Origin of the sequence: Pseudomonas sp. FH1 (genome assembly GCF_000510895.2) — a bacterium.
Taxonomy (GTDB): domain Bacteria; phylum Pseudomonadota; class Gammaproteobacteria; order Pseudomonadales; family Pseudomonadaceae; genus Aquipseudomonas; species Aquipseudomonas azotoformans_A.
On record NZ_AOHM01000036.1, the window covers coordinates 114,378 to 140,540 of the forward strand.

Here is a 26,163-nt window from a genome sequence, read left to right on the forward strand (position 1 = left end):
CGGGAAGCTGGACTTAAGCCAGTTTTTCCTTGATGCGAGCTGCTTTACCGGACAGGTCACGCAGGTAGTACAGCTTGGCTTTACGTACGTCACCGCGACGCTTGACGGCCATGCTGTCGATTTGCGGGCTGTAGGTCTGGAAAGTACGCTCTACGCCAACACCGTTGGAGATTTTACGAACAGTGAAAGCACTGTTCACACCACGGTTACGCTTGGCAATTACCACGCCTTCGAACGCTTGCAGACGCGAACGGTCGCCTTCCTTCACTTTCACCTGAACGACAATGGTGTCGCCCGGGGCAAAGGTAGGGATCTCTTTGGTCATCTGCTCTGCTTCGAGTGCAAGGATGATTTTGTTAGTCATGCTGTGCTCCTAAGGTAAGTCAATGGACCTACCATCGATACGTTGTTAACTATCGTCCCGCGCGAGGATGTATTCCTCGAGCAGCTTCTTCTCTTCTCCAGAAAGCGAGCGGCTTTCCAGAAGATCGGCGCGTCGTTCATAGGTCCGACCAAGGGACTGCTGTAAACGCCAACGCCGGATGTGTGCGTGATTGCCACTTAGCAATACGTCGGGAACACGCTGATCCGCATACACCTCCGGTCGGGTGTAGTGCGGGCAATCCAGCAAACCATCCGTGAAGGAATCTTCCTCCGCGGAGTCCGCATGCCCTAAAGCTCCAGGCAGCAGTCGTGTAACCGCATCTATCAGGACCATCGCCGGCAGCTCGCCGCCAGACAGGACATAGTCCCCAATCGACCACTCTTCATCGACATGAGCTTCAATAAACCGCTCGTCAATGCCTTCATAGCGACCGGCAATCAGGATCAGTGCTTCCTCATTCGCCAGTTCGCGGACCCCAGCCTGTTTCAGCTGACGGCCTTGAGGGGACAGGTAAATTACCTTCGCCTTCTCCCCGGCGGCAGCCTTGGCCTGAACCAACGCGTCTTCCAGGGGCTTGATCTTCATCACCATGCCCGGACCACCGCCAAATGGGCGATCGTCTACAGTGTGATGTCGATCCGTCGTGTAGTCTCGCGGGTTCCAACAGGTGAGCTGCAACAGCCCCTGTTTCACCGCCCGACTGGTGATGCCGTACTCGCTGATGGCGGAAAACATCTCGGGAAACAAACTGATCACTTCAATGCGCAAATTAGCCACGCTTAGAAGTCCGCGTCCCATTCCACCTTCATCTCGCCCGCGACCAGGTCGACGGCCAACACGCATTGCGCCGTATAGGGCAACAGGCGTTCGCGATCATCCAGGCTGCCAGCGCAAGGCTTGACCACCATTACATCATTGGCGCCGGTTTCCAGAAGATGATCGATTTTCCCGAACAATTGCCCGAGTTGATCAATAACCTTCAGACCTTCCAGCTGGTACCAGTAGTACTCGCCGTCGGTCAATTCAGGGAACAGGTCTCGCGGCACGCAGATCTCATAACCGGCCAGAAGACGAGCTTCTTCACGGTCATCAAGACCCTTGAGCTTTGCGACCAGGAACTTATCGCTCCCGCGTCCACTGACCAGCTCAACCTGCTTCACACTACCTTCGCGCTTGAGCGTCCAGGTCTTGTACTGCAACAGGTTTTCAGTCGGATCAGTAAAGGAATACACCTTCACTTCGCCGCGAACGCCATGAACAGAGTAAATCTTGCCGATAACGATCAAATCATCAGCAACAGCTGGCGTCGCGTTCATATTGCTCAGGCTGCGGCCTTAGCCGAGTCCTTCAACAGTTTTGCAACGCGCTCGGATGGCTGTGCACCCACGCTCAGCCAGTAGGCTACGCGCTCTTGGTTCACGGACAGACGAACTTCTTGACCACGAGCAACAGGGTTGAAGAAACCAACCTGTTCCTTGTGCGAACCGTCACGCGGGTTGCGGCTGTCGGTTACGGTCAAGTGGTAAAACGGGCGCTTTTTGGAGCCGCCAAGGGCAAGACGGATTGTTAGCATGTGAACATCGTTCCTGTAGTCGGTGCTGCAAATCTAAATGCACAGCGGGCATAGGTGCCCGAAAGGCCGCATATTCTAAGGAATATCCGGACTTTTGCAAATGTCTTTTTCTGGCGCCTATCAGCGTGCCACTCAGATCTGCTATAGAGCCGTCGGTTAAAACGGCGAGTCAGCGCCCGCCAACGGCGGGTTTGCTGGAGATCCCACGTCCTTGTGGGTCGGAGCAAAAGCGGGCTTTTGCTCGAATTCTTTACATTTTGGGCATACCGCCGCCGGGCAACATACCGCCCATGCCGCGCATCATCTTGGCCATTCCGCCTTTGGCGGAGAATTTCTTCATCATCTTCTGCATCTGCTTGTGCTGCTTGATCAAGCGACCGATGTCCTGCACCTGGGTGCCGGAACCCATGGCGATCCGACGTTTGCGCGAACCGCTGATCAGCTCAGGGTCGCGGCGCTCGGCCGGGGTCATGGAATTGATGATGGCTTCCATCTGCTTGAACTGCTTCTCTGCCGCACCCTGGGCATTGCCCATCTGCGCCAGGTTCACACCGCCGATGTTCGGCAGCTTGTCCATCAGGCCGCCGAGGCCGCCCATGTTCTTCATCTGTTGCAGTTGGTCGCGGAAATCTTCGAGGTCGAAGCCCTTGCCCTTCTTCAGTTTCTTGGCCAGTTTATCGGCCTTGTCCTTGTCGAGGGTGGCTTCGGCCTGTTCGATCAGGCTGAGCACGTCGCCCATGCCGAGGATGCGCGAGGCGATACGCTCAGGATGGAAGGGTTCGAGCGCTTCGCTCTTCTCGCCCATACCGATGAACTTGATCGGCTTGCCGGTGATGGCACGTACCGACAGCGCGGCACCGCCACGGGCGTCACCGTCGACCTTGGTCAGGATCACGCCGGTCAGTGGCAGTGCATCACCAAAGGCCTTGGCGGTGTTGGCCGCATCCTGACCGGTCATGGCGTCGACCACGAACAGCGTCTCGACCGGGTTGATCGCGGCATGCAGCGCCTTGATCTCGCCCATCATCTCTTCGTCGATGTGCAGGCGACCGGCGGTATCGACGATGACCACGTCGATGAATTTGAGCTTGGCTTCTTTAATAGCCGCGTTGGCGATGTCGACCGGCTTCTGGCTCAGGTCGGACGGGAAGAAGGTCACGCCCACTTCGCCCGCGAGCATTTCCAGCTGCTTGATAGCGGCCGGACGGTAGACGTCAGCCGACACCACCATCACGGACTTCTTCTTGCGCTCTTTAAGGAAGCGCGCCAGCTTGCCAGCGGTGGTGGTCTTACCCGCACCCTGCAGACCGGCCATCAGCACCACGGCCGGTGGCACGGCGCTGAGGTTCAAATCTTCGTTGGCCGCGCCCATCAGGCTTTCGAGCTCAGCCTGGACGATCTTCACGAACGCCTGGCCCGGTGTCAGGCTGCGGGACACTTCGGTGCCTACCGCGCGCTCTTTGACCGAGTTGACGAAGTCCTTCACCACCGGCAAGGCGACGTCGGCTTCCAGCAACGCCATGCGCACTTCGCGCAGGGTGTCTTTAATATTGTCCTCGGTCAGCTTGGCCTTGCCGGTGACATGGCGCAGCGTCTGCGAGAGACGGTCAGTCAGATTTTCAAACATGCGCGATCCTTTCAGGCCCTATTCATAGACCGAGGTAATGGCGGCCCAGGCTGTGGTAAATCGCTATTAAAAACAGCGCTCGGCGAGCCTGCGGCGTGGGCAGGTCGCGGATTATAGCGAAGACTGCCGCCATGCACACCCGCTGTCTGGCTTGAGAGTCTTTCGTGTTACGCGGGGGTATGCCAAACTCAGCGCCTTTCGGGCTTGCCTAACAGGATTTATGCTCCCTTTGTCACCCAGTTTGCTACCCAGCCTCGCCGCCGCCATTTTGTATGCCGCTGCGACTCTCTACCAGGGCACTCGTCTGGCCCAAGGCGCCAAGGCGGACAAACGCCTGCTCGTCGGCTTGGGTGTGCTCGCCCTGCTGGCCCATGCTGCCAGCCTGTTTACCCATTTGATGACCCCCGTAGGCCTGGGCCTGGATTTTTTCAGTGCCGCCAGCCTGATCGCAGCCGCCGTCATCGCATTGACCCTGCTGGCCTGCTACCGGATTCCCGTCGAGAACCTGCTGGTGCTGCTATTCCCGCTGGGCATGCTGACGGTGCTAATGGCGCAATTCGCCCCGACCGGCACGGTGCAGGTGATTGATGAAGAACCTGGCATCCTGGCGCATATCCTGCTGTCGATCCTGGCCTATGGCATGTTCACCATCGCGGTGTTCCAGGCCCTGCTCCTGCTGTTGCAAGACCACCAGCTCAAGCACAAGCACCCCTCGGGGCTGATCAAGAACTTCCCGCCGCTGCAAACCATGGAAAGCCTGCTGTTCGGCTTCCTGTGGGCCGGTTGGACGCTGCTGTCGCTTTCGCTGATCTCCGGCTGGCTGTTCGTCGAAAACCTGTTCGCCCAGCACTTGGTGCACAAAACCCTGCTGGCGTGCCTGGCCTGGGTGGTGTTCAGCGTGTTGCTGTGGGGCCGCAACCGCCTCGGCTGGCGCGGGCACAAGGCGATCCGCTGGACCCTGGCCGGTTTCTGCCTGCTGATGCTGGCCTATTTCGGCAGCAAGCTGGTCCGCGAATACATCCTGCATATCTGACGGGCAGCCATCATGGACAACTTGCCCCTGGAGCCGATGCTCGCGGTAATCGCCCTGCTGGTCTTATGGGCCGCACTGTTCACCGCCATCGAAGCAGCGCAACAACACCTGCTGGCCCTGCGCCCCGGCACACGCCAGGGTGACAAGGCCGCCGCCCGCCTGAGCTTCCCGCGTAACAGCCTGATCTTGTGCAACAGCCTGTGTCGCGCCGCCGTGGTGATCCTCTGCACGCTGCTGGCTATCTACGCCTGGGCGCAGAATGGGCCTTGGCTGGGCTGGATGATTTCCTGCGCGACCCTGCTGATTCTGGCCGACTACCTACCCCGCGCCCTCGCCGTCCGCCATCCGCAGGCCGTGCTGGGCTTTGGCAATACGCTGTTGGGCGTGCCGTTGAAAATTCTTTACCCGCTGGCCTGGCTGCTCAATGGCATCAGCCTGTTGCTGCTGCGCCCGTTCGCACGTAAATCCGGCATCGTGAAAAAGAGCGACGAGCCGCTGCCCGATCATGACGACGAGCCGGAAGCCGAATCCGACGAAGGCCGCACCCCCGGTATGCCGGGCATCCACGCCCTGGACAACATCACCGTCAACGACATCCTGGTACCGCGCAGCGAAGTGGACGGTATCAACCTGGATGACTCGATCGAAGAAATCATCGAGCAACTGCGCACCTCCCAGCGCACGCGCCTGCCGGTGTTCCACAGTGACATCAACCAGGTCCAGGCGGTGCTCAATACCCGGCAGATCCAACACCTGCTGCACGACGCCAGCCTGACCAAAGAGGCCTTGCTCGCCGCCTGCCACGAACCCTACTTCGTCCCGGAAAGCACGCCCCTGCAACTGCAACTGCTGAACTTCCACAAGCAGCAGCGGCGCCTGGGCATGGTGGTGGATGAATACGGCGAAGTTCTGGGTATCGTGACCCTGGAAGATATCCTCGAAGAAATCGTCGGCGAATTCGAAAGCGAACAGAGCGCCGACAACCCGCACATCGAGCCCCAGCCGGATGGCCGCTACATCATCGATGGCGCCGCCTCTATCCGCGAGCTGAACAAAAGCCTGAACTGGCACCTGCCCAGCGACGGCCCCAAGACCCTCAATGGCCTGGTCACCGAAGCGCTGGAGACCATTCCCGATTGCGCGGTGTGCCTGAAAATCGGGCGCTATCGCCTGGAAATCCTCGAGACCGAGGACAACCGCGTGAGCAAGGTGCTGATCTGGCACACCAGCCGGATGCCGGTCGCCGTTTAACCCCCTTGTTGGATCCGCAAACCCCTTCCTATAATCGGGGCGGCTTACCAGAGCCGCGCCCGACCGCGTGCTACCCGCACCCAGCGTGTCCAGGCACCGCTTTATCGTGTCTGACCGGTGTTCGCTCCCATCCCGAGCCTTCCCGCGCACAACCCTGATCCATGGGTGTTCGACCAATAATAATCCGCGTCCAAACGCGCAATGACCATCAGGGACACCACCATGAGCACCACGTATAACGAGGCCGCGCCCGCCGCCGCCCCGACCAACTCGACCGCACGGGTCGCCACGGCGAGCATCGTCGGCACCGCCATCGAGTTCTACGACTTCTATATCTACGCCACGGCCGCTGCGCTGGTGATCGGCCCGGTGTTCTTCCCGCAGACCTCCGGCACCGCACAGATGCTGGCGTCGTTCCTGACCTTCGGTATCGCCTTTATCGCCCGCCCGCTGGGTTCGGCGCTGTTCGGCCACTTCGGTGACCGCATCGGGCGTAAATCCACACTGGTGGCGTCACTGCTGCTGATGGGCGTATGTACCACGCTGATTGGTTTGCTACCTGGCTATGACAGCATCGGGGCCTGGGCGCCGATCCTGTTGTGTGTGCTGCGCTTCGGCCAGGGCCTGGGCTTGGGCGGTGAATGGGGCGGCGCGGCGTTGCTGGCGACCGAGAATGCGCCCAAGGGCAAACGCGCCTGGTTCGGCATGTTCCCGCAGCTGGGCCCTTCGATCGGCTTCCTGGCCGCCAACGGCTTGTTCCTGATCCTGGCCATGAGCCTGAACGACGAACAATTCCGCAGCTGGGGCTGGCGCATCCCGTTCATCCTCAGCGCTGCGCTGGTGATGGTTGGCCTGTATGCACGGCTGAAGCTGCATGAGACGCCAGTGTTCGCCAACGCCGTCGCCAAGGAAGCGCCGGTCAAGGTGCCGCTGGTGGAACTGTTCAGCCAACATTGGCTGCCGGTGTTGCTGGGCGCTGCGTCGATGGTGGTGTGTTATGCGCTGTTCTACATCACCACCGCATTCTCCCTGAGTTACGGCGTTTCAACCTTGGGTTACAGCCGCGAGACCTTCCTCGGCCTGCTGTGCTTTGCGGTGCTGTTCATGGGACTGGCGACGCCATTGGCGGCCTTGGCCAGCGACCGCTACGGGCGCAAGCCGGTGCTGATTGTCGGCGCGATCCTGGCGATCCTGTCGGGCTTCACCATGGAGCCGCTGCTGACCCACGGTTCTACTTGGGCCGTGGCGCTGTTCCTGGCGCTGGAGCTGTTCCTGATGGGCGTGACCTTCGCGCCGATGGGCGCCATGTTGCCGGAACTGTTCCCGACCCGTGTGCGTTATACCGGTGCTTCGGCGGCGTATAACCTGGGCGGGATTGTGGGCGCGTCGGCCGCACCGTTCTTCGCGACCAAGCTGGTGGCGATGGGGGGGCTGAGTTATGTCGGTGGGTATGTGTCGGCAGCGGCGTTGCTCAGCTTGATTGCTGTGCTGTGCCTGAAAGAGACGCGGGATAATGACTTGAACAAGGTCGTCTGATAGACCGAATCACCTGTAGGAGCGAGCTTGCTCGCGAAAAAGGTACATCCGACGCCGCAATGCGCCTGAAATGCCTTCGCGAGCAAGCTCGCTCCTACAGGGCCTGCCTTACAGCTCTACTACAACAGCCTTCGAAGCACGGGTCGCTTTAGCCCGAGCCGCTTCAATCGACTCATCCCGCGCCAACGCCACACCCATCCGACGCTGGCCATTCACTTCCGGCTTACCAAACAGACGCAACGCAGTGTCCGGCTCGCTCAGCGCAGCGCCGAGGTTGGCGAACGCGGTCTGGGTCGACTGCCCTTCCACCAAGATCACCGCCGAAGCCGAAGGCCCGAATTGACGGATCAACGGAATCGGCAGGCCCAGGATGGCGCGCGCGTGCAGCGCAAACTGCGACAGGTCCTGAGAAATCAGGGTTACCAAACCAGTGTCATGCGGACGCGGCGATACTTCGCTGAACCACACCTGATCACCCTTGATGAACAACTCCACACCAAACAGACCACGACCGCCCAGGGCCTCGGTCACCGCTTTGGCGACGCGCTCGGATTCGGCCAGGGCAATCGGGCTCATGGCCTGCGGCTGCCAGGATTCCTGGTAGTCGCCCTTCTCCTGACGGTGGCCAACCGGTGCACAGAACGTGGTGCCGCCGATGTGACGCACGGTCAGCAGGGTGATTTCGTAGTCGAAATCGATAAAGCCTTCGATGATCACGCGGCCTTTACCGGCACGGCCGCCTTCTTGGGCGTAGTCCCAGGCTTTCTGCACGTCATCAGCGCTGCGCAAGAGGCTCTGGCCCTTGCCCGACGAACTCATCACCGGCTTGACCACGCACGGAAAGCCCAGGTCTTGCACGGCCTTGCTGTAGTCTTCGAACGTATCGGCGAAGTGGTACGGCGAGGTCGGCAGGTCCAGCTCTTCAGCGGCCAGGCGGCGGATGCCTTCACGGTTCATGGTCAGCGAAGTGGCGCGCGCGGTCGGGATCACGGTGAAGCCTTCGGCTTCCAGTTCTACCAGGGTGGCGGTGGCGATGGCTTCGATTTCCGGCACGATGAAGTGCGGTTTCTCGGCCTCGATCACCGCACGCAGCGCGGCGCCGTCGAGCATGTTAATCACATGGCTACGGTGCGCCACCTGCATGGCCGGCGCATTGGCGTAGCGATCCACGGCAATCACTTCAACGCCCAGGCGTTGCAGTTCGATTACCACTTCCTTGCCCAGCTCACCGCAGCCACACAGCAAAACGCGGGTCGCGGTTGGCGACAATGGAGTTCCGATTCGGGTCATCTCAGGTCCTCAGGGGAGCGGATCATTGGGAGAAAGGCGGGCATTTTACATGAACTGCAGCAATTGGCCTCAGTTGGCGACGGCGCGCTTGCGGATGCGCCAGGCCATGATCAGCCACACCACCGTGACCCCGGCGAATTTCGACACCAGCGCAGTGCCCGCTACCGCAGGCGTCAACGCGCCGATCAGGCCAAAGAAGATAAAGGTATCGAGGGGAATGCTCAGCGCCGAACTGATCCACAGGCGGTCGTGCAACGGGCGCTTGGTGATGCTGAACACCAGCCAGTCGATGCACTCGGACACCGCAAACGCCGTGGCACTGGCCAGGGCAATGGCCGGGTCGGACGTGACGTACGACAGCACCAGCGCGGCCAGCATGGCGATGATCGCGCCGTGGCCGAAGCGGGTTTGCACCATGTCGCGCAGGATAAAGACCAGGCCGCCCCAGGCGGACCAGATGACGTCCAGGTGCGGGGCGGTGGAGAAGGCGAAGTTGATCAGCACGACGCTGCTGATATAGGCGATCAGGAAGAGCATGGGTGATGGACCTGTGGGCAATGCCGCACAGGGTAATGCACCGCAACCTTTGTGGCGAGCGGGCTTGCCCCGCGCTGGGCTGCGCAGCAGCCCTACAACCTGCCACCGGGACATATCTGGCACACTGCGGTGGGCTTATTGGGGCGGCTACGCCACCCAACGCGGGGCAAGCCCGCTCGCCACAAAAAAACACTTGTCACAGAAAGCCTACAGTCAGACGCTGCTTTTTCCGGGCATCATCCACACCAACCCACTCGCCTTCGCCCGCTCATGGCACAACCCCAACACCACCCTACGCTCAGCATTGTCCATGCGGCTCCAACGCGTAATCTCATCCACGGTCCGCTGGCAGCCGGTGCAAATATCGTCATCGTCCAGCGCACAAATGCTCACGCACGGCGAGGCGACGGGGCGTTCAGTCGGGTTCATTCTTCCTGCTCGACCAGGTCACGCGCATAACGCTGCGAGTTGTGCACATAGTGCGCGGCGCTGGCTTCGAGCATGCGTTTCTGCGCGTCGGTCAATTCACGCACCACCTTGCCCGGCGAGCCCATCACCAGCGAACCATCGGGAATTTCCTTGCCTTCGCCGATCAGCGAATTGGCGCCGATGATGCAATGCTTGCCAATCTTGGCGCCATTGAGGATCACCGCGTTGATGCCGATCAGGCTGTAATCATCCACCGTGCAACCATGCAACATCGCGTTGTGGCCAATGGTCACGCCGGTGCCGAGGGTCAGCGGGTAGCCCATGTCGGTGTGCATCACGCTACCGTCCTGCACGTTGCTGTTCTTGCCGATCAGGATCAGTTCGTTGTCGCCACGCAACACCGCGTTGAACCAGACATTGGCGCCCTCCTCCAGCTTGACCTTGCCCACCAGCGTGGCATTCGGCGCCACCCAGCTATGTGGATGCGTCTCGACGCGGGCGTCGCCCAGGCGGTATTTCATGGTGTTTCCTCACGGCGTTGCCATTCAAGCGATGGCTTAGATATTGATGAAACTCTTGGGTGGTTGGTGCAGGCTGATCTGGGCGTCGTCATAGAGCAGATTGATCAACTCGACGATCATGATCGCCGTCAGCCCCCAGATCTTGTATTCGCCGAATCGATAGCTGGGCACGTACCAACTACGGCCCTGGTAATCGATCCTGTGGGTATGTTCGCGCGGGTCCTGTCGGAAGAAGTCCAAAGGCACACTGAAGACGGCAGCAATTTCGGCATCGTTGGCCAGGTATTCGACGTAATCGGGGATGACGCCGACATACGGCGTAACCCGAATGCCATGCAGGGAGATCAACGGGCTGAGCGGGCCGATGACTTCCACCAGGCCGGGCGGCAGGCCAATCTCCTCTTCAGCCTCGCGCAGCGCGGTGAAGATCAGGTCCGGGTCTTCGGGGTCACGGCGCCCGCCGGGAAAGGCCACTTCGCCACCATGGGTCGACAGGCCACTGGCGCGCAGGGTCAGGATCAGCTCAGGTTCGTCACTACGGGTAATCGGCACCAGCACCGCGGCCTCGGGGAAACGCCCGTCGGTCTCAAGCGTATGGGGGGTGTGATTGCTTACCCGGCGAAGTAGCTCGTCCAGCATGAGTCATCTCGGTCTGTTGGCTACCTTGCATCATGCACCAAAGCTCGCGGGTGCCCAACCCCAAAACCCGCGCCGTGTCGCTAAACGACAACTTGTTGCAGCGCCCTGCCCGTCACGCCAAGATAGACGCACTTTCCAGGAACCCCAGCATGAATTTCTGCAGCCAGTGCGGTAAACCGGTTACCCAGCGCATCCCCGAAGGCGACGGCCGCCTGCGCTTTGTGTGTGATCACTGCTCGACCATCCACTACCAGAACCCCAATATCGTCGCCGGCACCGTGCCCGTGTGGGGCGATAAAGTGCTGCTGTGCCGCCGTGCCATCGAACCGCGCCTGGGCTACTGGACCCTGCCCGCTGGCTTCATGGAAAACGGCGAGACCGTGGAACAGGCCGCGATGCGCGAAACCCTGGAAGAAGCCTGCGCCCGCGTGCACAACTTGAATATCTATACGCTGATCGACGTGCCGCACATCAATCAGGTGCATATTTTCTACCGCGCCGACCTGCTCGACCTGGACTTCGCCGCCGGCCCCGAGAGCCTGGAAGTGCAGCTGTTCGACGAAGCCGACATCCCTTGGTCCGAGCTGGCTTTCCGCACGGTCGGGCGTACTTTGGAATACTTTTTCGCTGACCGCAGGCAACAGTCGTTCCCGGTGCGCAGCGAGGCCGTGCCACCCATGGGCAAGCCCACGCCATGACACGAGGGATACCGTCTTTGATGCGTTGGGTGCTTGCCCTGCTCTGCCTGTCGTTCACCACGCTGTCGCCAGCCTCCACGGTGCAAACCATGGGCGGCAAGCCTGTGGAAAAAGTCCTGGTGCTCAAGTCCGCCCATCAGTTGCAGTTGATCAACGACGGCAAACCGTTCAAGACCTACCGCATTTCCCTGGGCAAGAACCCCAAGGGCCACAAGCTGATCGAGGGCGACCGCCGCACGCCAGAGGGCCTGTACTGGATCGACTGGCGCAAGACCAGCGACCGCTTCAACCTGGCCATGCACATCTCCTACCCGAACATCAGCGACGCCGCCCGCGCTCGCCGCGAAGGCGTGAAGCCCGGCAGCATGATCATGATCCACGGCACCCCCGACACCGAGGATTACCCGGAACAGTGGTTCCACACCCTGGACTGGACCGACGGCTGCATCGGCATGCGCAACGTGGACATGCGCGAAGTGTGGAACCTGGTCAAAGACGGCACCCTCATCGAGATTCGTCCGTAATCCCGTACCGTTCGTAAAATAATTCGAAAAAAATTCCTGCCCTGCCCCGCGTCCGCCGGTGAATACCAGTTCACCCCCGCGGCTGCGCAGTTCTGCACGTGATAAAGACCTATCTAATACCACTTGATACCAGGCCCCTTTCCAGGGCCCAGAAACCAATGCTTGCACCGTCTTGGCTGCATTGACATGGTATTTAAGTGGTATTAATTTCCGACCCATACCGGGCGACAACACTCCAATAACCGCATCGGAAACCTGAACGATGAATCCCATCCTGGCCCTGCGCCCCGACGACAAACAATCCACGCCGCTGTACCTGCAATTGGCGCGCAAACTGGAAGCGGCGATCCACGCCGGCCAGTGGACGTCCGAGCAGGCACTGCCGTCAGAACGCGTACTCAGCGAGCAATTGAGCATTTCGCGCGTCACCGCACGCAAAGCGTTGGAAGTGTTGTTTGCCCAAGGGCTGATCCGCCGCAACCAAGGTTCCGGCACATATATTTCGCCACGCCTGGAACAGCCGCTGTCGCGCTTGTCGGGGTTCAGCGAGATGCTGCGGCTCAAGGGTTTTGTGCCCAGCTCCCAATGGCTGGAGCGTGAGCTGACTCAGCCGACCCACGAAGAGATGATCCGCCTGGGCCTGTCGCCCGCCGACAAAGTGGCGCGCCTCAAGCGCTTGCGTAAGGCGGATGACACGGTGATGGCGATTGAAATGACCACCATGCCCGCCTCGGTGCTGCCACAGCCACAAGCCATCGGCCACTCGTTGTACGAATACCTGGAAGGCATCGGCAAACCGGTGGTGCGCGCCCTGCAGCATATCCAGGCGATCAACGCCTCGGACGAGTTCGCCAAGTTGGTCGGCATCGCACCCGGCACCGCCATGTTGCTGATGACCCGGGTCGGCTACACCGCCGACAACACGCCGATCGAAATCACCGACACCTATTGCCGCAACGACTACTACGACTTCGTCGCAGAACTGCGTCGCCACGACTATTCCGCTGAACTGCGAATTTAGAGAACTGCCCATGTCCGAAGACAACATCCTCACGCCCAGCGGCTGGATTCACGGCCGCCTGGTGCACGCGCACGGCAAGGTCGTCGCCATCGAAGGCACACCGTGCGACCCGGCTGAAAACGATCTGCCCTACCTGCTGCCGGGCTTTATCGACCTGCACGTGCACGGCGGTGGCGGCGCGGACATCATGGAAGGCCGCGATGCCTTCGAGACCATCACCCGCACCCATGTGCGCTTTGGTACCACCTCGTTGCTGGCCACCACCATGACCGCTCCGGTGGAGGAAATCTCCCGTGTACTCGGCCAGCTCGGCACCTTCTGCGAGCAACGTCCTACCGGCAGCGCCCGTGTACTCGGTGTGCATCTGGAAGGGCCCTACATCAATCCCGGAAAACTCGGCGCCCAGCCCAACTTCGCCCACACCGCGTTGATGGCCGAAGTGGAAGCCTACCTGCGCCTGGCGCCGATCCGCGTGATCACCATCGCCCCGGAAATCGCCGGCCACGATGCCCTCATCCGCGCCCTCAGCGAACGCGGCGTGCGCATGCAGATCGGCCACACCCTGGGCAGCTACGAAGAAGGCGTCGCCGCCCTCGCCGCTGGCGCCACCAGCTTTACCCATTTGTACAACGCGATGAGCCCGTTGCATCACCGCGAACCGGGCATCGTCGGCGCCGCGTTGGCCCACGCCCAATACGCCGAATTGATCCCGGATCTGCTCCACGTGCACCCCGGCGCCATGCGCGTGGCGTTGCGCTCGATCCCGTGCCTGTACTGCGTCACCGATTCCACCGCCGCCGCCGGCATGCCCGACGGTGAATACAAGCTGGGCAGCCACACCGTGACCAAATGCCTGGGTGGCGTGCGCCTGGCCGACGGCACCCTGGCCGGCAGCACGCTGACCATGGACCAGGCGCTGCGCAACCTGGTGAAGATCGGACTGCCCATCAGCGAAGCCTCACAACGCCTGTCGCAATTTCCTGCGGACTACCTGGGCCTGGAAGAACGCGGCCGCCTGCAACCCGGCAGCTTTGCCGACTGCGTGCGCCTGGACCGCTCCCTGACACTCACCGACGTAATGGTCGAAGGAGAAACCATTGACTTCAAAAATGCTTGAAGAGGCCCTGGCCTCCTGCGACGCCGTCGCCGCCCAACTGCAACGCCTGGACCCGGCGCTGGAAGAAATCGCTGGTCGCTTGCGTCGCCAGCCGCCGCAAGTGGCGATGACCATCGCCCGTGGCAGCTCGGACCATGCCGCCAGCTATTTCGCCTACCTGACCATGCAGCACGTCGGCATTCCGGTGGCGTCGTTGCCGATGTCAGTGGTGACCTTGTTGCAGGCGCCGATGAAAGTCAGCGGCCAAGTCGCGTTTGGGTTTTCCCAGTCGGGCCAAAGCCCGGACCTAGTCAACAGCCTGCGCTTGTTGCGCAAGCGCGGGGCCCTGAGTATTTCGCTGGTCAACGCCGAAGACTCGCCCTTGGAAGCCGCCTGCGAATTCCATGTGCCGCTGTGCGCCGGGCCGGAACACAGCGTGGCCGCGACCAAAAGTTTTATCGCCACCCTCAGCGCCAGCGCGCAGTTGATCGGCCACTGGAATCAGGAAACCGAGTTGCTGCAAGCCTGCCGCGCTCTGCCCGATGACCTGCGTGCCGCCGCCCAGCAAGATTGGACGGTTGCCATCGACGCCCTGCGCGACTGCCAGCAATTGATGGTCATCGGTCGCGGCGCCGGTTTCGCCATCGCCCAGGAAGCTGCACTCAAGCTCAAGGAAACCTCGGCGATCCAGGCCGAAGCCTTCAGCAGTGCCGAAGTGCGCCACGGCCCGATGGCCCTGATTGGCGACAACTACCCCTTGCTGGTGTTCGCCCCACGCGGCGCCGAGCAGGCCGGCCTGCTGAGCCTGGCCGCCGACATGCGCCAACGCGGCGCCCGCGTATTGCTGGCTGCGCCGGACGATATCGTCGAGCGCGACCTGACCCTGAGCCGCGCCGAACACCCGACCCTGGACCCGATCCTGGCGATCCAGAGTTTCTACGTGATGGCGGCAGGTTTGGCAGAGGCCCGGGGCATGGACCCGGACCAGCCGCGTCACCTGAGCAAAGTTACCCGCACTCACTGAGTCGCGCTTTCCTGATGAGTACCGTGCCCATGTCCTACAACAATAATCAATTGACCCTCAGCGCCCCGCTAAGCGGGCCCGTGTTGACCCTGGGCAACGTTCCCGACGAAGTGTTCGCAAGCCACGCCATGGGCGATGGTATTGCCATCGACCCCCTGAACGATTGCCTGCATGCACCCTGTGACGGCGTGATCATCCATGTCGCGCGCACCGGGCACGCCCTGACGATTCGCGCCGAGAACGGTGCCGAGGTGTTGATGCATGTGGGCATCGATACGGTGGAACTGAACGGCGAAGGCTTTGCGTTGCTGGTGAAGGAAGGCGCGAAGGTGAGCAAGGGCCAGGCGTTGGTGCAGTTTGACCTGGACCGCATTGCGCGCCAGTGCAAAAGCCTGGTCAGCCTGATCATCCTGACCAATGGCGAGCGCTTTGAATTGCGTTCGGTGGCCGGGCAATCGGTCAAGGTGGGTGAGCCGTTGTTGCAGGTCGTGGCGCGTTCGACGGCAGCGGTTCAAACCGCTGTGGATAACTCGGACGCTGAAGTCAGCGCCAGCGTGCGCATCACCCATCGCGGCGGTTTGCATGCGCGCCCGGCGGCGTTGATCCGCAAGACGGCCCAGGGTTTCAGCAGCCAAGCACAGCTGCATTTCGGTGAAAAATCAGCTTCGTGTGACAGCTTGATTGGCTTAATGGGACTGGGTATTGGCGAAGGGGATGAGGTACGTGTGAGCTGTCGCGGCAAAGATGCCGACGCCGCGTTGCAGGCCTTGGTCGCGGCGTTGTCCGCCGCCATCAAGGAAGAACACCACGCGCCTGTTATTGCTGCACCTCGTCGGGCAAATACCGAGGCCGGCGTGTTGCAAGGTGTGTGTGCTGCACCGGGCCTGGTCTGCGGGCCGTTGTTCCGCCTGACCGGTATCGAGCTGCCGGCAGACACCGGCGACCACGCCGCCGACGAACAACTGCAACGCCTGGACACCGCCCTGGAGCAAGTACGCGGCGAAATCCGCATGACTCTGGATCAAGCGCGCCAGCGCAAGAACGTCGAAGAAGAAGACATCTTCGCCGCCCACCTCGCGCTGATGGAAGACCCTAACCTGCTGGAAGCCGCGACCGGTTCGATTGAACAAGGCAGCGCAGCCACCCACGCCTGGCGCGATGCAATCCAGGCGCAATGCGCGGTACTGCTGGCCCTAGGCAAACCGCTGTTTGCCGAACGCGCCAACGATCTGCGGGATTTGCAACAACGGGTACTGCGTGCGTTGCTGGGTGAAGCCTGGCATTTCGAATTGCCCGCCGGGTCGATTGTCAGCGCCCATGAACTGACCCCGTCTGACTTACTGCAACTGAGTGCGCAACAGGCCGTCGGCATTTGCATGGCCGAAGGCGGCGCCACCTCCCACGTGGCGATCCTGGCGCGCGGCAAAGGCTTGCCCTGCGTGGTTGCGTTGGGCGCCGAAGTCCTCGACGTGCCGCAAGGCCAACGTGTGGTGCTGGACGCCGCCAACGGCCGCCTGGAACTGGCGCCCAGCGACGCACGCCACGCCGAAGTCCACCAGATTCGCGACGCACAGAAACTGCGTCGCCAGCAGCAACAGGCCCAGGCCCAACAGCCGGCGCGCACCACTGATGGCGTGACCATCGAAGTCGCCGCCAACGTCGCCTCCAGTGCTGAAGCCCAAGTAGCCTTTGAAAACGGCGCAGATGGCGTCGGCCTGCTTCGCACTGAGTTTCTCTTCGTCGACCGCCGCACTGCACCGGATGAACAGGAACAACGCCACGCCTATCAGGCAGTGCTCGATGCGATGGGCGACAAGTCGGTGATCATCCGCACCATCGACGTGGGCGGCGACAAGCAACTCGATTACCTGCCGCTGCCAGTCGAAGCGAATCCGGTGCTGGGCCTGCGCGGCATTCGCCTGGCCCAGGTGCGCCCGGAAGTGCTCGACCAGCAACTGCGTGCGCTGCTGCAGGTCTCCCCACTGGAGCGCTGCCGCATCCTGCTGCCGATGGTCAGTGAAGTGGATGAGCTGCTGCAGATCCGCCAGCGCCTGGATGAGTTGTGCGTAGAGCTGGAACTGACCCAACGCCCCGAACTGGGCGTGATGATCGAAGTGCCCGCCGCCGCGCTGATGGCCGAGCAGTTGGCCAAGCACGCGGACTTCCTGTCCATCGGCACCAATGACCTGTCCCAATACACCCTGGCCATGGACCGCGACCACGCCGGCCTCGCCGCGCGCGTCGATGCGCTGCACCCGGCGCTGCTGCGGCTGATCGCGCAGACCTGTGCAGGCGCTGCGAAACACGGGCGCTGGGTCGGCGTGTGCGGCGCCCTCGCCTCCGACCCGTTGGCCACGCCGGTGCTGATCGGGCTGGGAGTCAGCGAGCTGTCGGTGAGCCCGCCGCAGATTGGAGAGATCAAGGACCGCGTCCGCCACCTGGACGCGGCGCAATGCCGGCAATTGAGCCAAGGGCTGCTCGACCTGAGCAGCGCCAAGGCCGTTCGCCAAGCCTGTCAACACCACTGGCCGCTGAGCTGACAACAACAAGAAAAAAGGAGACTCGCCATGTACCAACATTTCATCGAAGGCCTGCAACGCCTGGGCCGTGCACTGATGCTGCCGATCGCGATCCTGCCGATCGCCGGCCTCTTGCTGCGCCTGGGTGACACCGATCTTTTGAACATCGCGGTGATGCACGACGCCGGGCAGGCGATCTTCGCCAACCTGGCGCTGATCTTCGCTATCGGCATCGCCGTGGGGTTTGCCCGCGACAACAACGGCACGGCAGGTTTGGCCGGTGCGATTGGTTACCTGGTGATGGTCTCCACGCTCAAGGTGATGGACACGACCATCAACATGGGCATGCTCGCCGGTATCGCCAGCGGCCTGATGGCGGGCGGGCTGTATAACCGCTTCAAGGACATCAAGCTGCCGGAGTACCTGGCGTTCTTTGGTGGGCGACGGTTTGTGCCGATTGTTACCGGGTTCAGTGCGGTCGGATTGGGCGTGATCTTTGGTTTGATCTGGCCGCCGATCCAGCACGGCATCAACAGCTTCGGTGTGTTGTTGATGGAAAGCGGCAGCCTGGGTGCGTTTGTGTTTGGCGTGTTCAACCGCCTGCTGATCGTCACCGGTCTGCACCACATCCTCAACAATATGGCGTGGTTTGTGTTCGGCACCTTTACCGATCCTGTGACCGGCGCGGTGGTCACTGGCGACCTCACCCGTTATTTTGCAGGCGACCCGAAAGGCGGCCAGTTCATGACCGGCATGTTCCCGGTGATGCTGTTTGGCCTGCCGGCTGCGTGTTTGGCGATGTACCGCAATGCATTGCCGGAGCGCCGTAAAGTGATGGGCGGGATTTTCCTCTCCATGGCGTTGACCTCGTTTCTGACCGGGGTGACCGAGCCGATTGAGTTCGCCTTCATGTTCCTGGCGCCGTTCCTGTACCTGATCCATGCCGTGCTGACCGGCCTGTCGATGGCGGTCACCAATATGCTGAATATCCACCTCGGATTTACCTTCTCCGGTGGGTTTATCGACATGGTGCTGGGTTGGGGCAAGTCCACCAATGGCTGGCTGGTGTTCCCGGTTGGCTTGGCGTACGCGGTGGTCTATTACAGCGTGTTCAACTACTGCATTCGCCGCTTCAACCTGAAAACGCCGGGGCGTGAAGATATCCAGGTGGTGCAGGCTGAGGTGATGACGGATAACCAGCGCGCCACGGCCTACATCCAGGCCTTGGGCGGCGCAGAGAACCTGCTGAGCGTCGGCGCCTGCACCACGCGTCTGCGGTTGGACATGGTTGATCGCAACAAGGCCGTGGATGCGGAGTTGAAAGCGCTGGGCGCCATGGCGGTGGTGCGGCCGGGGAATGGCGGGAGTTTGCAGGTGGTGGTGGGGCCAATGGCCGATAGCATTGCTGATGAGATTCGCTTGGCCATGCCTTCGTTTGTTGCCAATGCGCCGGCGACGGTTGCGCCTGTGGATAAGCCGGTGGCGGTGAATGTGCAGGAAGCCGAGAAATGGCTGAATGCCTTGGGTGGCCGGGCAAATGTTCGCCAGTTGGAAGCGGTGGCGATGACGCGGTTGCGGGTGGAGTTGGGGGATGATTCGGTGTTGTCCGAGGCTGACCTGACTGCGCTGGGTTGCCAAGGCGTTAGCCAACTGGATAGCGGTGTTTGGCACTTGTTGATTGGTGACAAGGCGTCGGGGTTGGGTGAAGCGTTAGAGCGATTGGTCGCTCGCCCGATCAACGCCTGATCACCCTGTGGCGAGGGAGCTTGCTCCCGCTGGGCTGCGCAGCAGCCCCTTGTTCAGAACACCCTTTTTTCAGACAGAACTCTGTGGCAGGTTTTGGGGGCGCTTCGCGCCCCAACGGGAGCAAGCTCCCTCGCCACAGAGTGGTGTGGTCAGTTACTAATCGGCACATCCTGTAGGTCCAAAACCCGATCGACCATCAGTTGGATGCCTTCCACCATCCGATGAATTCCCAGCACAGCATCTCGCTGCGGGCCGTCGACGTCAAAAGCCAGATTGCCCGCCAGCGCCTGCACGGATGCCAGGTCTTGGGAGGCGTTGGCGAGCAGGGTTTCGCTGTTCAGATTAGGTAGTACGGTGAAGATTTGGTCGGCGGATGAATCACCCGCTTGGCGGGATTCGGCTTGAGGCAAGGTCGAACCAAATAGCAAGTTGTCGCTGATCATCATTAAACTCCAGATGGAATAGGCTCCTGGTGATTTTTCAGGCTTGCAGTCCCGGTCACTGAATTGCCAGCGACTGGCGAAGGTTAGTGAGGCGAGTTCCGAGGGACAACCTGAAAGGTTTGTCGGAAAGGTCTGCGGCGCCTGTACGGACGCCATCGCCGGCAAGCCGGCTCCTACAGTTGAACGCGCTCCCTCTGTAGGAGCCGGCTTGCCGGCGATGGATTTCACAGACAACAAAAAACCCGCTGACCAAACTGGCCCAGCAGGTTTCTTGTTTATGCAGCCTGCGAATCAAAAATCCGCCAACTGCCACACCTCATACGCCGGTGTCTCATACGGGTGACTGAGTTTGAGCGCAGCCACAACAGCCACAATCAATTCATCCGTCACCACCAGTTCCACCTTCCATTCTTCAACCACTTCAACCTGGCCCACCTGCCCGAGAAACGGCTGGCTGCCGTCCAACGCGCGGAATTGGCCCTGGCCCAGCACTTGCCAGGCGCAGTTGTCGTAGTTGCCGATACGCCCGCCGCCGGCTGCGAAGACGGCGGTTTTCACCGTCTCCACATGGCTGCCAGGCACAAAGAAGGCGAGCTTGTACACCGTCTTAGTTCACCCACACGCGAGCGTTACGGAACATGCGCATCCACGCGCCGTCTTCGTTCCACTCTTCCGGGCGCCACGAGTTCTGCACGGCGCGGAATACACGCTCCGGGTGCGGCATCATGATGGTCACGCGGCCGTCGCGGCTGGTGAGGCCGGTGATCCCGCGCGGCGAGCCGTTCGGGTTGGCCGGGTAGCTCTCGGTGACCTTGCCGTGGTTGTCGACGAAACGCATGGCCACGCAACCGGACAGATCGGCTTCCAGCAACGCTTCTTCGCTTTCGAACTCGGCATGGCCTTCACCGTGGGCGATGGCGATTGGCATGCGCGAACCGGCCATGCCTTGCAGGAAGATCGAGTTGGACTCTTGCACCTGCACCATGGCGACACGGGCTTCGAACTGCTCGGAACGGTTACGCACAAAGTGCGGCCAGAACTCGCTGCCCGGAATCAGTTCGCTGAGGTTGGACATCATCTGGCAACCGTTGCACACACCCAGGGTGAAGCTGTCGTTGCGCTCGAAGAAGCCTTGGAACGCATCGCGGGCACGGCTGTTGAACAGGGCCGACTTGGCCCAGCCTTCACCGGCACCCAGCACGTCGCCGTAGGAGAAACCGCCGCAGGCTACCAGGCCTTTGAACTCGTTGAGGTCAACGCGACCGGCGAGGATGTCGCTCATGTGCACGTCGATTGCATTGAAGCCGGCGCGGTCAAACGCGGCTGCCATTTCCACCTGGCCGTTGACGCCCTGCTCACGCAGTACGGCAACCTGTGGGCGGATGCCTTTCTTGATGTAAGGCGCGGCGATGTCCTGGTTGACGTCGAAGCTGAGCTTGGTGCTCAGGCCCGGATTGTCTTCTTCCAGGATCACGTCGAATTCCTGCTCGGCGCAGTCGGCGTTGTCACGCAGGCGTTGGATCTGGTAGCTGGTCTCAGCCCACTGGCGTTGCAGCAAGCGGCGCTGACCGGCAAACACCGTGTCACCGTTGAACGAGATGTTGATCTCGCCGTTGTTGATCGGTTGGCCGATCACGGCTACGCAGTCGTCCAGGCCAGCAGCGCTGAATTGGGCGAGTACGTCCGGGGTAGCGTCCTGGCGAACCTGGATCACCGCACCCAACTCTTCGTTGAACAGGATGCCGTTGATTTCGGATGCATCCTCGGCAACGCTGTCGAGCACGATGTTCAGGCCGCAGTGACCGGCGAAGGCCATCTCGACAACGCTGGTCAGCAAACCACCGTCAGAACGGTCGTGGTAGGACAGCAGGTGACCGTCGGCGTTGAGGCCCTGGATCACGGCGAAGAAGGCTTTCAGGTCTTCGGCGTCATCGACGTCCGGTGCCTGGCTGCCGAGCTTGCCATGGGTTTGCGCCAAGATGGACGCGCCCATGCGGTTCTGGCCACGGCCCAGGTCGATCAGGATCAGATCGGTGGTGCCTTTGTCCATGCGCAGTTGCGGGGTCAGGGTCTGGCGGATGTCGGTGACCGGTGCGAAACCGGTGACGATCAGCGACAGCGGCGAGGTGACCGTCTTGTCGACGCCGTCTTCGTTCCAACGAGTGGCCATGGACATGGAGTCCTTGCCCACCGGAATGGTGATGCCCAGCTCAGGGCACAGCTCCATACCGACTGCTTTAACAGTGTCATACAGACGTGCGTCTTCACCGGGGTGACCGGCAGCGGACATCCAGTTGGCCGACAGTTTGATGTCAGACAATTTACCGATACGCGACGCAGCGATGTTGGTGAGAGTTTCACCAATGGCCATGCGGCCCGACGCCGGAGCATCGAGCAGGGCCAGCGGTGTGCGCTCGCCCATGGCCATGGCTTCACCGGTGTAGACGTCGAAGCTGGTGGCGGTGACGGCAACGTCGGCCACTGGAACCTGCCACGGGCCGACCATTTGGTCACGGGCAACCAGGCCAGTGATGGTGCGGTCGCCGATGGTGATCAGGAAGCTTTTGCTCGCCACGGCCGGGTGGTGCAGCACGCGTTCGATGCTGTCGGCCAGTTCCAGTTGGCTTGGGTCGAAGTCATCGCCCAGCTCGGTTTCGCGCACGGCCGAACGGTGCATGCGCGGCGCTTTGCCCAGCAGCACTTCGAGCGGCATGTCCACCGGGCTGTTGCCGAAGTGGCTGTCGGTAACCGTCAGTTGTGGCTCGGCAGTGGCTTCGCCGACTACCGCAAACGGGCAGCGCTCGCGCTCGCAGATGGCCTGGAAGCGCGCGAAGTCTTCAGCGCCAACGGCCAGCACATAGCGTTCCTGCGATTCGTTGCTCCAGATTTCGTGCGGGGCCATGCCCGGCTCGTCGTTTGGAATGTTGCGCAGTTCGAAACGGCCACCACGGTCGCCATCGTTGACCAGTTCCGGGAAGGCGTTGGACAAACCACCGGCGCCGACGTCGTGGATGAAGCTGATCGGGTTCTTGTCACCCAACTGCCAGCAACGGTCGATGACTTCCTGGCAGCGACGCTCCATCTCTGGGTTTTCGCGCTGTACGGAAGCGAAGTCCAGGTCCGCCGAGCTGGTGCCGGTGGCCATGGAGGAAGCCGCGCCGCCGCCCAGGCCGATCAGCATCGCCGGGCCGCCAAGCACGATCAGCTTGGAGCCGACCAGGATCTCGCCTTTCTTGACGTGTTCTTCACGGATGTTGCCCATGCCGCCGGCCAACATGATCGGCTTGTGGTAACCACGCACTTCATCGCCACGCGGGGTGGTGATGGATTGTTCGAAGGTACGGAAGTAACCGGTGAGGGCCGGACGGCCGAATTCGTTGTTAAATGCAGCGCCGCCCAGCGGGCCTTCGATCATGATGTCCAGCGCGGTGACGATGCGTTCAGGCTTGCCGTACGGCACTTCCCATGGCTGTTCGAAACCTGGGATCTGCAGGTTGGACACGGTGAAACCGGTCAGGCCTGCCTTTGGCTTGGCGCCACGGCCGGTCGCACCTTCGTCACGGATTTCGCCGCCGGAACCGGTGGCTGCGCCTGGGAACGGGGCAATCGCGGTCGGGTGGTTGTGGGTCTCAACCTTCATCAGGATGTGCACCGGCTCCTGCACCGCGCCGTACTGGCGGGTCTCAGGGTCCGGGAAGAAACGACCGGCGACGGAGCCGACGATCACCGAGGCGTTGTCCTTATAAGCCGACAGAACGCCTTCGCTGTGCATCACGTAGGTGTTCTTGATCATGCCGAACAGGCTTTTTTCCTGGCTTTCGCCGTCGATGTCCCAACTGGCGTTGAAGATCTTGTGACGGCAGTGCTCGGAGTTGGCCTGGGCAAACATCATCAGTTCGATGTCGTGCGGGTTGCGCTTCAAGCCGTTGAAGGCGTTGACCAGGTAGTCGATCTCGTCTTCGGCCAGGGCCAGGCCCAGTTCGGTGTTGGCCTTCTCGAGGGCGGCGCGGCCACCGCCAAGCACGTCAATCGCGGTGAGCGGCTTGGGTTCGGCGTGGCTGAACAGGCCGGCAGCCTGTTCCAGCTGGCTGACGATGATCTGGGTCATGCGGTCGTGCAGGCTGCTGGCGATCAGCTCGGCTTCGGCATCGCTGAACTGGCCGGCGACGTAGAACGCGATACCACGCTCCAGGCGCTGGATTTTTTCCAGGCCGCAGTTGCGGGCGATATCGCTGGCCTTGCTCGACCAGGGCGAGATGGTGCCGAACCGCGGCAGAACCAGGAACAAGCGGCCATTAGGCTCTTGAACCGGAACGCTTGGGCCGTACTTCAGAAGGCGTGCCAGCACTTGCTGTTCGTCGGCGGTCAACACGCCGGTAACGTCGGCGAAGTGAGCAAATTCAGCGTACAGGCCTGTAACAGCTGGAACCTTTTGGCTCAGTTGCTCAAGGAGTTTGCTGTGGCGAAAGGCAGAAAGGGCAGGAGCGCCGCGCAGGATCAACATCTTCGGGACAGCCTCGGGAAGGGGGTGTGCTTTGAGGCCGTGCATTCTAGCGTAAACCGCCGCCAACGGCACCCGAAACGCTACCGGTGGCTGCTGCCGGACGTCAGTTGGCCGGATTACACCCCTTTCGAGGGGGTATACCCGGCATTCGGCGCAGTTATTTTAACCGTCACAATCGCGCGCCAAGCCCCGTTTCTGCGGGCTGCAGCACAGTTTTGCCGGTGCTAGCAGACAAGACCCGCGCTGTCGAGATATGGCGCCGTGGGCCGTTTGCGTATACTGCGCAGATGTTCTCCCCAACTGCTTTGCGCCCGCGATGCGCCAAATGGCTCATCGCCACCGGACTCTTCCTGATGCTCAGCGCCTGTGTTGATAAACCCAGCACGCTCGAGCGAATCAAGGAGGATGGCGTATTGCGGGTGGTCACCCGGAACAGTCCGGCGACCTATTTCCAGGACCGCAACGGCGAAACCGGTTTCGAATACGAACTGGTCAAGCGCTTTGCCGATGACCTGGGCGTGAAGCTTGAGATCGAGACCGCCGACAATCTCGACGACCTGTTCGGCCAACTGGGCAAACCCAATGGCCCGGTTCTCGCAGCCGCCGGCCTGGTCAGCAGCGAGCAGCGCCAGACGCAAGTGCGTTTCTCCCACCCTTATCTAGAAGTTACCCCGCAGATCATCTACCGCAACGGCCAGTCGCGTCCGACCAACGCGGCCGATCTGGTGGGCAAGAAGATCATGGTGCTCAAGGGCAGCACTCACGCCGAGCAACTGGCAGAGCTTAAAAAGCAGAACCCTGCGATTGAATACGAAGAATCCGACGCCGTTGAGGTGGTCGACCTGCTGCGCATGGTGGACGAAGGGCAAATCGACCTGACCCTGGTGGACTCCAACGAAGTGGCGATGAACCAGGTGTACTTCCCCAACGTGCGCGTGGCGTTCGACCTGGGCAACGCCAGCAACCAGAGCTGGGCGGTGGCCGCCGGTGAAGACAACAGCCTCCTCAACGAGATCAACAGTTACCTGGATAAAGTCGAGAAGAACGGCACGTTGCAGCGTCTGAAAGACCGCTACTACGGGCATGTCGATGTCCTCGGCTATGTGGGCGCCTACACCTTCGCCCAGCACCTGCAGCAGCGTTTGCCCAAATACGAAAAACACTTCCGCGCCTATGCCAAGGAAGAAAAGGTCGATTGGCGCCTGCTGGCTGCCATCGGCTATCAGGAATCGCTGTGGCAACCGGCCGTCACTTCCAAGACCGGCGTACGCGGCCTGATGATGCTGACCCAGAACACCGCCCAGGCGATGGGCGTGTCCAACCGCCTGGACCCCAAGCAAAGCATCATGGGCGGCGCCAAATACCTGGCCAAGATCAAGGATGAGCTGGACGACAGCATCGCCGAGCCGGATCGCACCTGGTTTGCCCTGGCGGCCTACAACGTCGGCACCGGTCACCTGGAAGATGCGCGCACCTTGGCCAAGCGCGAAGGTCTGAACCCGAACAAGTGGCTGGACGTGAAGAAGATGCTGCCGCGTCTGTCACAGAAGCAGTGGTACAGCAAGACGCGCTACGGTTACGCCCGTGGCGGTGAGCCGGTGCACTTCGTGGCGAACATCCGGCGTTACTACGACATTCTCACCTGGGTGACCCAGCCGCAGCTGGAAGGCAACCAGGTGGTCGAAGGCAATCTGCATGTGCCGGGTGTGGATAAGACCAAGCCGCCGGAAGACAACCCGAAACTGTAAGAACATTACCGAACCCGTT

Annotated in this window: 24 protein-coding genes; 11 read left to right on the forward strand and 13 right to left on the reverse strand. The window is 61.3% G+C overall.

What is annotated here, in order from left to right:
• Window positions 1-13: 13 nt before the first annotated feature.
• The 5 genes from rplS to ffh all read right to left on the reverse strand — a co-directional run bounded on the left by rplS (window position 14) and on the right by ffh (window position 3,585).
• A complete protein-coding gene (gene rplS, locus H096_RS12850; RefSeq protein WP_003175895.1) occupies window positions 14-364 on the reverse strand; it encodes a 50S ribosomal protein L19 in 351 nt (116 codons plus the stop codon).
• Between the two features lie 45 nt (window positions 365-409).
• Entirely contained in the window at window positions 410-1,183 is a 774-nt protein-coding gene (trmD, locus tag H096_RS12855) for a tRNA (guanosine(37)-N1)-methyltransferase TrmD (RefSeq protein WP_016977714.1), read from the reverse strand.
• Window positions 1,165-1,701 carry a ribosome maturation factor RimM gene (gene rimM / locus H096_RS12860; protein ID WP_033898585.1) on the reverse strand — a complete coding sequence of 179 codons (537 nt, stop codon included), beginning with the start codon at window positions 1,699-1,701 and terminating at the stop codon, window positions 1,165-1,167. Before rimM ends, trmD begins: the two co-directional genes overlap by 19 nt.
• Window positions 1,702-1,706: 5 nt before the next feature.
• Window positions 1,707-1,958 carry a 30S ribosomal protein S16 gene (gene rpsP, locus H096_RS12865; RefSeq protein ID WP_003175899.1) on the reverse strand — a complete coding sequence of 84 codons (252 nt, stop codon included), beginning with the start codon at window positions 1,956-1,958 and terminating at the stop codon, window positions 1,707-1,709.
• Window positions 1,959-2,208: 250 nt separating this feature from the next.
• Window positions 2,209-3,585 (reverse strand): signal recognition particle protein, encoded by a 1,377-nt coding sequence (gene ffh / locus H096_RS12870; protein ID WP_003193965.1) that lies wholly within the window; start codon window positions 3,583-3,585, stop codon window positions 2,209-2,211.
• 229 nt (window positions 3,586-3,814) lie between these two features.
• On the opposite strand from ffh, the gene ccsA reads away from it, so the two are divergent.
• The 3 genes from ccsA to H096_RS12885 all read left to right on the forward strand — a co-directional run bounded on the left by ccsA (window position 3,815) and on the right by H096_RS12885 (window position 7,405).
• Window positions 3,815-4,618, forward strand: a complete 804-nt coding sequence (gene ccsA / locus H096_RS12875) for a cytochrome c biogenesis protein CcsA (RefSeq protein ID WP_175439646.1) — start codon at window positions 3,815-3,817, stop codon at window positions 4,616-4,618.
• Window positions 4,619-4,630: 12 nt separating this feature from the next.
• Entirely contained in the window at window positions 4,631-5,869 is a 1,239-nt protein-coding gene (locus H096_RS12880) for a transporter associated domain-containing protein (protein ID WP_033898587.1), read from the forward strand.
• 222 nt (window positions 5,870-6,091) lie between these two features.
• Window positions 6,092-7,405: an MFS transporter gene (locus H096_RS12885; RefSeq protein ID WP_033898588.1), complete on the forward strand. Its 1,314-nt coding sequence runs from the start codon at window positions 6,092-6,094 to the stop codon at window positions 7,403-7,405.
• 108 nt (window positions 7,406-7,513) lie between these two features.
• Here H096_RS12885 and purT read toward each other — a convergent pair whose 3' ends face one another.
• The 5 genes from purT to H096_RS12910 all read right to left on the reverse strand — a co-directional run bounded on the left by purT (window position 7,514) and on the right by H096_RS12910 (window position 10,821).
• On the reverse strand, window positions 7,514-8,695 hold the full coding sequence (gene purT, locus H096_RS12890; RefSeq protein WP_017139720.1) for a formate-dependent phosphoribosylglycinamide formyltransferase: 1,182 nt from the start codon (window positions 8,693-8,695) through the stop codon (window positions 7,514-7,516).
• A 69-nt stretch (window positions 8,696-8,764) separates the two neighbouring features.
• Window positions 8,765-9,232: a VUT family protein gene (locus H096_RS12895; protein WP_015885703.1), complete on the reverse strand. Its 468-nt coding sequence runs from the start codon at window positions 9,230-9,232 to the stop codon at window positions 8,765-8,767.
• 213 nt (window positions 9,233-9,445) lie between these two features.
• Entirely contained in the window at window positions 9,446-9,661 is a 216-nt protein-coding gene (locus H096_RS12900) for a DUF1289 domain-containing protein (RefSeq protein WP_033898591.1), read from the reverse strand.
• A complete protein-coding gene (locus H096_RS12905) occupies window positions 9,658-10,182 on the reverse strand; it encodes a gamma carbonic anhydrase family protein (RefSeq protein WP_028617818.1) in 525 nt (174 codons plus the stop codon). The genes H096_RS12900 and H096_RS12905 overlap by 4 nt, the downstream gene beginning before the upstream one ends.
• A gap of 36 nt (window positions 10,183-10,218) precedes the next feature.
• Window positions 10,219-10,821 carry a CoA pyrophosphatase gene (locus H096_RS12910; protein WP_033898592.1) on the reverse strand — a complete coding sequence of 201 codons (603 nt, stop codon included), beginning with the start codon at window positions 10,819-10,821 and terminating at the stop codon, window positions 10,219-10,221.
• A 149-nt stretch (window positions 10,822-10,970) separates the two neighbouring features.
• Between H096_RS12910 and H096_RS12915 the strand changes: the two genes are divergently transcribed.
• The 7 genes from H096_RS12915 (at window position 10,971) to nagE (ending at window position 19,449) form a co-directional block, all read left to right on the forward strand.
• On the forward strand, window positions 10,971-11,519 hold the full coding sequence (locus H096_RS12915) for an NUDIX hydrolase (RefSeq protein WP_033898594.1): 549 nt from the start codon (window positions 10,971-10,973) through the stop codon (window positions 11,517-11,519).
• Between the two features lie 20 nt (window positions 11,520-11,539).
• Entirely contained in the window at window positions 11,540-12,043 is a 504-nt protein-coding gene (locus tag H096_RS12920) for a L,D-transpeptidase family protein (protein WP_033898595.1), read from the forward strand.
• A 262-nt stretch (window positions 12,044-12,305) separates the two neighbouring features.
• Window positions 12,306-13,064, forward strand: coding sequence for a GntR family transcriptional regulator (locus H096_RS12925; RefSeq protein WP_016977704.1), 759 nt, complete (start codon window positions 12,306-12,308; stop codon window positions 13,062-13,064).
• A gap of 10 nt (window positions 13,065-13,074) precedes the next feature.
• The gene (gene nagA / locus H096_RS12930; RefSeq protein ID WP_033898596.1) at window positions 13,075-14,181 is read left to right on the forward strand and encodes an N-acetylglucosamine-6-phosphate deacetylase; all 1,107 of its coding nucleotides are present in this window, start codon (window positions 13,075-13,077) and stop codon (window positions 14,179-14,181) included.
• The gene (locus H096_RS12935) at window positions 14,174-15,184 is read left to right on the forward strand and encodes an SIS domain-containing protein (protein ID WP_016977702.1); all 1,011 of its coding nucleotides are present in this window, start codon (window positions 14,174-14,176) and stop codon (window positions 15,182-15,184) included. Before nagA ends, H096_RS12935 begins: the two co-directional genes overlap by 8 nt.
• Before the next feature lie 29 nt (window positions 15,185-15,213).
• Window positions 15,214-17,724, forward strand: a complete 2,511-nt coding sequence (gene ptsP, locus H096_RS12940; RefSeq protein WP_033898597.1) for a phosphoenolpyruvate--protein phosphotransferase — start codon at window positions 15,214-15,216, stop codon at window positions 17,722-17,724.
• A 27-nt stretch (window positions 17,725-17,751) separates the two neighbouring features.
• Entirely contained in the window at window positions 17,752-19,449 is a 1,698-nt protein-coding gene (gene nagE, locus H096_RS12945; protein WP_033898599.1) for an N-acetylglucosamine-specific PTS transporter subunit IIBC, read from the forward strand.
• A 149-nt stretch (window positions 19,450-19,598) separates the two neighbouring features.
• Here the strand turns inward: nagE and H096_RS12950 are convergent, their stop codons facing one another.
• The 3 genes from H096_RS12950 to purL all read right to left on the reverse strand — a co-directional run bounded on the left by H096_RS12950 (window position 19,599) and on the right by purL (window position 24,396).
• Window positions 19,599-19,892 carry a DUF6124 family protein gene (locus tag H096_RS12950; protein ID WP_241495493.1) on the reverse strand — a complete coding sequence of 98 codons (294 nt, stop codon included), beginning with the start codon at window positions 19,890-19,892 and terminating at the stop codon, window positions 19,599-19,601.
• Between the two features lie 291 nt (window positions 19,893-20,183).
• On the reverse strand, window positions 20,184-20,495 hold the full coding sequence (locus H096_RS12955) for an NGG1p interacting factor 3 protein, NIF3 (RefSeq protein WP_033898600.1): 312 nt from the start codon (window positions 20,493-20,495) through the stop codon (window positions 20,184-20,186).
• A gap of 4 nt (window positions 20,496-20,499) precedes the next feature.
• On the reverse strand, window positions 20,500-24,396 hold the full coding sequence (gene purL / locus H096_RS12960; protein WP_033898601.1) for a phosphoribosylformylglycinamidine synthase: 3,897 nt from the start codon (window positions 24,394-24,396) through the stop codon (window positions 20,500-20,502).
• Window positions 24,397-24,683: 287 nt separating this feature from the next.
• Here purL and mltF point away from each other — a divergent pair, with 287 nt between their 5' ends.
• On the forward strand, window positions 24,684-26,144 hold the full coding sequence (mltF, locus tag H096_RS12965; protein WP_033898602.1) for a membrane-bound lytic murein transglycosylase MltF: 1,461 nt from the start codon (window positions 24,684-24,686) through the stop codon (window positions 26,142-26,144).
• Window positions 26,145-26,163 lie beyond the last annotated feature (19 nt).

What these genes read in the sequence shown, in the direction of transcription:
- H096_RS12925 (WP_016977704.1), top strand. Translation starts at nt 12,306, where the DNA reads ATGAATCCCATCCTGGCCCTGCGCCCCGACGACAAACAATCCACGCCG.
- rimM (WP_033898585.1), bottom strand. Translation starts at nt 1,701, where the DNA reads ATGAACGCGACGCCAGCTGTTGCTGATGATTTGATCGTTATCGGCAAG.
- H096_RS12935 (WP_016977702.1), top strand. Translation starts at nt 14,174, where the DNA reads ATGCTTGAAGAGGCCCTGGCCTCCTGCGACGCCGTCGCCGCCCAACTG.
- H096_RS12885 (WP_033898588.1), top strand. Translation starts at nt 6,092, where the DNA reads ATGAGCACCACGTATAACGAGGCCGCGCCCGCCGCCGCCCCGACCAAC.
- rpsP (WP_003175899.1), bottom strand. Translation starts at nt 1,958, where the DNA reads ATGCTAACAATCCGTCTTGCCCTTGGCGGCTCCAAAAAGCGCCCGTTT.
- H096_RS12895 (WP_015885703.1), bottom strand. Translation starts at nt 9,232, where the DNA reads ATGCTCTTCCTGATCGCCTATATCAGCAGCGTCGTGCTGATCAACTTC.
- H096_RS12900 (WP_033898591.1), bottom strand. Translation starts at nt 9,661, where the DNA reads ATGAACCCGACTGAACGCCCCGTCGCCTCGCCGTGCGTGAGCATTTGT.
- ptsP (WP_033898597.1), top strand. Translation starts at nt 15,214, where the DNA reads ATGTCCTACAACAATAATCAATTGACCCTCAGCGCCCCGCTAAGCGGG.
- H096_RS12920 (WP_033898595.1), top strand. Translation starts at nt 11,540, where the DNA reads ATGCGTTGGGTGCTTGCCCTGCTCTGCCTGTCGTTCACCACGCTGTCG.
- ffh (WP_003193965.1), bottom strand. Translation starts at nt 3,585, where the DNA reads ATGTTTGAAAATCTGACTGACCGTCTCTCGCAGACGCTGCGCCATGTC.
- H096_RS12905 (WP_028617818.1), bottom strand. Translation starts at nt 10,182, where the DNA reads ATGAAATACCGCCTGGGCGACGCCCGCGTCGAGACGCATCCACATAGC.
- mltF (WP_033898602.1), top strand. Translation starts at nt 24,684, where the DNA reads ATGTTCTCCCCAACTGCTTTGCGCCCGCGATGCGCCAAATGGCTCATC.
- rplS (WP_003175895.1), bottom strand. Translation starts at nt 364, where the DNA reads ATGACTAACAAAATCATCCTTGCACTCGAAGCAGAGCAGATGACCAAA.
- H096_RS12915 (WP_033898594.1), top strand. Translation starts at nt 10,971, where the DNA reads ATGAATTTCTGCAGCCAGTGCGGTAAACCGGTTACCCAGCGCATCCCC.
- nagA (WP_033898596.1), top strand. Translation starts at nt 13,075, where the DNA reads ATGTCCGAAGACAACATCCTCACGCCCAGCGGCTGGATTCACGGCCGC.
- H096_RS12910 (WP_033898592.1), bottom strand. Translation starts at nt 10,821, where the DNA reads ATGCTGGACGAGCTACTTCGCCGGGTAAGCAATCACACCCCCCATACG.
- H096_RS12880 (WP_033898587.1), top strand. Translation starts at nt 4,631, where the DNA reads ATGGACAACTTGCCCCTGGAGCCGATGCTCGCGGTAATCGCCCTGCTG.
- nagE (WP_033898599.1), top strand. Translation starts at nt 17,752, where the DNA reads ATGTACCAACATTTCATCGAAGGCCTGCAACGCCTGGGCCGTGCACTG.
- purL (WP_033898601.1), bottom strand. Translation starts at nt 24,396, where the DNA reads ATGTTGATCCTGCGCGGCGCTCCTGCCCTTTCTGCCTTTCGCCACAGC.
- H096_RS12950 (WP_241495493.1), bottom strand. Translation starts at nt 19,892, where the DNA reads ATGATCAGCGACAACTTGCTATTTGGTTCGACCTTGCCTCAAGCCGAA.
- purT (WP_017139720.1), bottom strand. Translation starts at nt 8,695, where the DNA reads ATGACCCGAATCGGAACTCCATTGTCGCCAACCGCGACCCGCGTTTTG.
- trmD (WP_016977714.1), bottom strand. Translation starts at nt 1,183, where the DNA reads ATGGGACGCGGACTTCTAAGCGTGGCTAATTTGCGCATTGAAGTGATC.